Source organism: Afipia sp. OHSU_II-C1, assembly GCF_000497575.1.
Classification (GTDB): Bacteria; Pseudomonadota; Alphaproteobacteria; order Rhizobiales; family Xanthobacteraceae; genus Afipia.
On record NZ_APJI01000034.1, the window covers coordinates 1 to 4,442 of the forward strand.

The window sequence follows — 4,442 nt, forward strand, 5'->3', positions numbered from 1 at the left end:
CGATCGGACCACTCAGTGGGGGCCGGTCAGACCGTCAAGCTCAACCGGCAGACGCTGTCGCGATATGGAATCAGTGTCGGCAACGTCCATCACCTTCATCGAAAGCTGCGCAAGAAGGACATGCCCTGATCGATGCCGTCCGAGAGGGGGCGCTGACGAGGTTGCGGCTTGTACTCATGACGGCACTCGTCGCATCGCTGGGTTTCGTGCCGATGGCGATCGCAACCGGCGCCGGCGCTGACGTACAACGGCTGCTTGCGACCGCGGTCATCGGTGGAATTATCTCATCGACATTACTCACGCTTGTCGTCCTGCCCGCGCTCTACGTTTTGTTCCGGCGTGAAAACGCGAGCGACGAACGACTTCACCCCCCATCCAACGGAATTGCAACACGAAGTACATCGCATTGTTCTTTCCCTCATCTCTAAGACGGCGGCTGTTGTAAATTTCTTATGAGAGCTGTCTGCAGCCATTCTGATTAAGGCATCGATTCGAAGTCTCTACGTGGGCGCCTACGAGGGTCCTAGCGCTTCGATGATGCGGCAATCAGCAATCGTTCCGCACCTGCACTGATTGATCACGCTATCCAACTCGGCCCGGAGGGCCTTTAGGTCGGCGATCTTACGGTCTACCTGTCTGAGATGTTCTCGGGCGATTGCGTCTACAGATTCACAAGATCGCCGCTTTTCGTCGGAAAGGTCGAGCAAGTTACGTACTTGGTCCAATGTGAAGCCCAGCTCTCTTGCGCGGCGTATGAAGCTTAGTCTGACTAGATGCTCCGGAGCGTATGATCGGAAATTCCCTGCCGTGCGACTGGGCGCGGGGAGAAGGCCTATGTTCTCATAGTACCGTATCGTCTCGACCTTGGTGGTGGTTGCCCTGGAGAGGTCGCCGATTTTTAAGACTTGCACGGACATGCGCCTTGACCCTCTAGTTGCTACAGGGTTTATATGAGCAGTCACGTCGAGAAAGTCGAGGTGACAAATGACAGATCTTTCCGTGCCGAGTCGGCTGACCCATCAGCTCTCTTTCCGCGTGATAGGCCTCGATTGTCAAAACGAGGCCCGTCAACTCAAGAGCGCGGTTGGTCCGCTCGTGGGTGGCGAAGACAACCTCTCCTTTGACACGAAGGCAGGTCGTATGGATGTTGCGCCGGGTGTTTCTCCGGCAATTGATGACATTCTAGTTGCCGTCGCAACCACTGGAATGGTCGCGGAATTGTTACGTGACCAGAAGCTGCCATTGAGTGTGTCGGCGACGGACGCCGCTTGCACCGGCTGCGCCGGCGACGACGTTGCATTCACCGCGCCCGTACCTGCCGCAGCCCCAGACGGAGTGGTGTTCAAGATCCATGGCATGGATTGCGGAGACGAAGTCGCCGCTCTCAAGCGCGAAGTCGGACTGTTGGTCGGCGAGGACAGGCTTGTATTCGACCTGGTCAACGGCCGGATGTCCGTGAGCGGTAATCCCGATGCAGCTATGCTGGCAAGCATCGAGAAGGCTGTTGCGCGGACTGGCATGCGTGCGGAACAGTGGATTGAAGGCCCGAAGACTGAAGGTGCTCTTGCCGAAGATCGAAGGCGTCGCACCCAATCGCTCCTAACGGCAGCCAGCGGAATTCTGACCGCACTTGGCTTTGCCATTCATGCTTCGTCCGCGGGAAGCGTGCTTGCCGCGCTCAGTGAAACTCCTGGGGTGTTCGCACCTGCTCCAATCGCCGCCATCCTGGCGTATGCGCTGGCTGTCGTCTGTGCCATCAGATATGTCGCGCCGAAGGCCCTACTTTCCGCGCGACGTCTGCGGCCTGACATGAATTTGCTGATGGTCATTGCCGTCGCGGGCGCTGTTGCCATTCACCAATGGTTCGAGGCGGCCACCGTCTCATTCTTTTTCGCGCTTGCCCTGGCGCTGGAGGCGTGGAGCCTTGGGCGCGCGCGTCGGGCCGTAGCAGCGCTGATGGAACTGGCTCCGGCCGTCGCGCGCGTGAAGTTTGCAAGCGGAATGGAGAAGGAAGTTCCTGTTGCGGAGGTGTCAATCGGTGCTCACATCGTTGTACGGCCTGGCGATAAAATTCCGCTCGACGGAATCGTCCTGACCGGTGCAAGCGAAGTGAACCAAGCTCCCATCACCGGCGAAAGCGTCCCCGTCTCGATATCGGAAGGTTCTGTGGTCTACGCCGGAACCATCAATGGCGAAGGTGCGCTGGAAATCGAAACCACAAAGGGCGCGCAAGACACCACGCTCGCCCGCATCATCAAAATGGTGGGCTCCGCGCAAAGCCGCCGCGCGCCTTCCGAGCAATGGGTCGAACGCTTTGCCCGAATCTATACGCCGAGCGTCATGGGGCTTGCGGTGGCGGTGTTGGTCATTCCGCCGCTTATATTCGGCGGAGCATGGGACGTATGGTTTTATCGCGCCCTGGTTCTTCTTGTCATCGCGTGCCCCTGCGCGCTCGTCATCTCCACTCCGGTCAGCATCGTGGCGGCTCTGGCTGGTGCCGCAAAACAAGGCGTGCTGGTAAAAGGCGGCGTGCACCTTGAGACACCGTCGAAGCTCAAGGCAATAGCCATGGACAAAACCGGCACGCTGACGCAAGGACGCCCCAAGGTCGTCGAACTCGTCACCTTCAACAATCACAGCGAGGGCGAACTGCTGAAGTTGGCGGCTGCCCTTGAAGCTCGCAGTGAGCACCCTTTGGCCCACGCGATCCTTGAAAAAGCGGCCGAAGCCGGCATTGCGGCGGTCCCCGCCAATGGCGTTCAGGCAGTGCGCGGCAAAGGTGTCGTAGGACGCATCGGCCGGCAAGAAGCTTGGTTAGGGTCTCGTCGCTTTATTGAAGAACATGATAGGCTTTCGAATTCGGCCGAGGCGCTTCAAGCGGCCGATGCTCTTGCAAGTGCTGGGCGCACCGTTATCGGCGTTGGCGATGACCGCGAGATCTGGGGCCTGATTGCCGTCGCTGACGCGGTGAGACCCGAGGCCAAGCGTATTGTGGCCGACCTACACGCGGCAGGTATCGAGCGCGTCGTGATGCTGACTGGCGATAACAAGGCCACTGCCGAAATGATTGCGCGGGAAACTGGCGTCGATGAGGTGCACGCGGAGCTCTTGCCCGAACAGAAGGTCGAGTCTGTTGAAAGGTTGGTTGCGCGGTACGGCCATGTCGGGATGATTGGAGATGGCGTAAACGATGCTCCCGCGATGGCACGCGCAAACGTTGGCATCGCTATGGGAGCAATCGGGTCTGACGCCGCCATTGAGACTGCAGATATTGCCCTCATGCAGGACGATTTATCGCGGCTGCCTTGGCTCATTCGTCATTCCAAGGCCACCTTGGCGATCGTCCGGCAAAACATCGGCTTTTCGCTTGCCGTCAAGTTACTGTTCACGGGTCTGACGATCGTCGGATGGGCGTCCCTATGGGGTGCTATCGCAGCCGATGTCGGAGCCTCGCTGCTGGTCGTGCTGAACGGGCTCCGACTATTAAGCCGCGATCAGTCAGCTCAGACGTAAATCCATCGACGAATAGCCGTGGCCGATTGCCTCTGACTGCAGAGGCGGAACGGTGTGCTCTCACTGAAATAAGCTGGCGGATGAAAGTTCTTGAGTTGATGAGTTATTTGTTGGGCATACACCGATGACGCTTGACCTTTCCGTCGTCGGCATTGTCACGGCGTTCGCGGCCGGAGCGGTCTCGTTCCTATCGCCGTGTGTCCTTCCCCTGGTGCCGGCATACATCTCATATGTCGCAGGTCAAAGCCTCCCACCGGCGGACGGCGATCAATCGGTCCCGGCTCGGCAGCAGCTTCGCGTACTGTTTTTGAGTGTATGCTTTGTCCTCGGATTTACGACGATCTTTGTAGCACTTGGTGCCGGCGCCAACGCCTTGAGCTTGATGCTCGCAGTTTACCGATACGAAATCAATATACTTAGCGGTCTACTGGTAATTCTGTTTGGTATCTTTACGACAAGCCTCTGGCGTCCTGCTTGGATCGAGCGCGACACGCGCGTGCAAATCGCACGGCCGGGAACAGGGCCGGTCTCTGCCTATCTCCTCGGTACTGCATTTGCGTTTGGATGGACGCCCTGCATTGGTCCGGTCCTTGGCGCAATCCTTGCAGTCGCGGCTTCGTCTTCCTCCGGCGCGAGCGGTGTGGCGCTGCTTGCCATTTACTCTCTCGGCCTTGGGTTGCCGTTCGTTCTGGCGGCGCTTTTTTCCAGCAGATTTGTCGGACGCTTGGGAAAATTTGGACGCGCCGGTCGCATTTTGCAGTTGATTGCCGGATTCGTGATGATCGCTATGGGGGTTGCAATGATTACCGGTCATCTCACTGACGTTGCGATCTGGTTCTTCGAAACGTTTCCGATGCTGGGTCAAATTGGCTGAGTAGGCGCGCAGGTGGAGTGTGATAATGCGAGCAACACTGGCGGTGGCTGCAACG

General features: G+C 58.3%; 3 protein-coding genes and 1 pseudogene. 3 read left to right on the forward strand and 1 reads right to left on the reverse strand.

What is annotated here, in order from left to right; all coding sequences use genetic code 11:
* Nucleotides 1-125: 125 nt before the first annotated feature.
* A pseudogene (locus I554_RS26700) lies at nt 126-428 on the forward strand (efflux RND transporter permease subunit); the annotation flags it as partial.
* An 84-nt stretch (nt 429-512) separates the two neighbouring features.
* Here the strand turns inward: I554_RS26700 and I554_RS0125260 are convergent.
* Nucleotides 513-917, reverse strand: coding sequence for a helix-turn-helix domain-containing protein (locus I554_RS0125260; protein WP_029659689.1), 405 nt, complete (start codon nt 915-917; stop codon nt 513-515).
* A gap of 67 nt (nt 918-984) precedes the next feature.
* On the opposite strand from I554_RS0125260, the gene I554_RS0125265 reads away from it, so the two are divergent.
* Together I554_RS0125265 and I554_RS0125270 are read left to right on the forward strand one after the other, a co-directional pair.
* The gene (locus tag I554_RS0125265; protein WP_051358689.1) at nt 985-3,513 is read left to right on the forward strand and encodes a heavy metal translocating P-type ATPase; all 2,529 of its coding nucleotides are present in this window, start codon (nt 985-987) and stop codon (nt 3,511-3,513) included.
* Between the two features lie 124 nt (nt 3,514-3,637).
* Complete coding sequence (locus tag I554_RS0125270; RefSeq protein ID WP_024575738.1) at nt 3,638-4,387, forward strand: cytochrome c biogenesis CcdA family protein; 750 nt, start codon at nt 3,638-3,640, stop codon at nt 4,385-4,387.
* The last annotated feature ends 55 nt before the right edge of the window (nt 4,388-4,442 follow it).

Coding starts and splice junctions, on each gene's coding strand:
- I554_RS0125260 (WP_029659689.1), bottom strand. CDS start 917: ATGTCCGTGCAAGTCTTAAAAATCGGCGACCTCTCCAGGGCAACCACC.
- I554_RS0125265 (WP_051358689.1), top strand. CDS start 985: ATGACAGATCTTTCCGTGCCGAGTCGGCTGACCCATCAGCTCTCTTTC.
- I554_RS0125270 (WP_024575738.1), top strand. CDS start 3,638: ATGACGCTTGACCTTTCCGTCGTCGGCATTGTCACGGCGTTCGCGGCC.